The 1,595-nt window shown below is 54.4% G+C and carries 1 rRNA gene; it reads left to right on the top strand.

From position 1 onward, the window contains the following. Positions 1 to 35: 35 nt before the first annotated feature. A 16S ribosomal RNA gene (locus ACX9YW_RS22830) occupies positions 36 to 1,585 on the top strand. Positions 1,586 to 1,595: the final 10 nt, after the last annotated feature.

Here is a 1,595-nt window from a genome sequence, read left to right as displayed (position 1 = left end):
AAGCCAGATTAACTTTTTGAGCTTTTATCAACTCTTTATTGGAGAGTTTGATCCTGGCTCAGGACGAACGCTGGCGGCGTGCCTAATACATGCAAGTCGAGCGAATCACTGGGTGCTTGCACCCTTTGGTTAGCGGCGGACGGGTGAGTAACACGTGGGCAACCTGCCTATAAGACTGGGATAACTTCGGGAAACCGGAGCTAATACCGGATAATCCTTTTCCACTCATGTGGAGAAGTTGAAAGACGGTTTCGGCTGTCACTTATAGATGGGCCCGCGGCGCATTAGCTAGTTGGTGAGGTAACGGCTCACCAAGGCGACGATGCGTAGCCGACCTGAGAGGGTGATCGGCCACACTGGGACTGAGACACGGCCCAGACTCCTACGGGAGGCAGCAGTAGGGAATCTTCCGCAATGGACGAAAGTCTGACGGAGCAACGCCGCGTGAGCGATGAAGGCCTTCGGGTCGTAAAGCTCTGTTGTTAGGGAAGAACAAGTACCGGAGTAACTGCCGGTACCTTGACGGTACCTAACCAGAAAGCCACGGCTAACTACGTGCCAGCAGCCGCGGTAATACGTAGGTGGCAAGCGTTGTCCGGAATTATTGGGCGTAAAGCGCGCGCAGGCGGTTCCTTAAGTCTGATGTGAAAGCCCCCGGCTCAACCGGGGAGGGTCATTGGAAACTGGGGAACTTGAGTACTGAAGAGGAAAGCGGAATTCCACGTGTAGCGGTGAAATGCGTAGAGATGTGGAGGAACACCAGTGGCGAAGGCGGCTTTCTGGTCAGTAACTGACGCTGAGGCGCGAAAGCGTGGGGAGCAAACAGGATTAGATACCCTGGTAGTCCACGCCGTAAACGATGAGTGCTAAGTGTTAGAGGGTTTCCGCCCTTTAGTGCTGCAGCAAACGCATTAAGCACTCCGCCTGGGGAGTACGGTCGCAAGACTGAAACTCAAAGGAATTGACGGGGGCCCGCACAAGCGGTGGAGCATGTGGTTTAATTCGAAGCAACGCGAAGAACCTTACCAGGTCTTGACATCCTTTGACCACCCTAGAGATAGGGCTTTCCCCTTCGGGGGACAAAGTGACAGGTGGTGCATGGTTGTCGTCAGCTCGTGTCGTGAGATGTTGGGTTAAGTCCCGCAACGAGCGCAACCCTTGATCTTAGTTGCCAGCATTCAGTTGGGCACTCTAAGGTGACTGCCGGTGACAAACCGGAGGAAGGTGGGGATGACGTCAAATCATCATGCCCCTTATGACCTGGGCTACACACGTGCTACAATGGATGGTACAAAGGGCTGCAAAACCGCGAGGTTGAGCCAATCCCATAAAACCATTCTCAGTTCGGATTGCAGGCTGCAACTCGCCTGCATGAAGCCGGAATCGCTAGTAATCGCGGATCAGCATGCCGCGGTGAATACGTTCCCGGGCCTTGTACACACCGCCCGTCACACCACGAGAGTTTGTAACACCCGAAGTCGGTGGGGTAACCGTAAGGAGCCAGCCGCCTAAGGTGGGACAGATGATTGGGGTGAAGTCGTAACAAGGTAGCCGTATCGGAAGGTGCGGCTGGATCACCTCCTTTCTAAGGAATC

The sequence above is a fragment of the Pseudoneobacillus rhizolycopersici genome, from assembly GCF_054786815.1.
The sequence above is the reverse complement of the archived record's forward strand: the minus strand, read 5'-3'. Positions and strand labels throughout refer to the sequence as shown.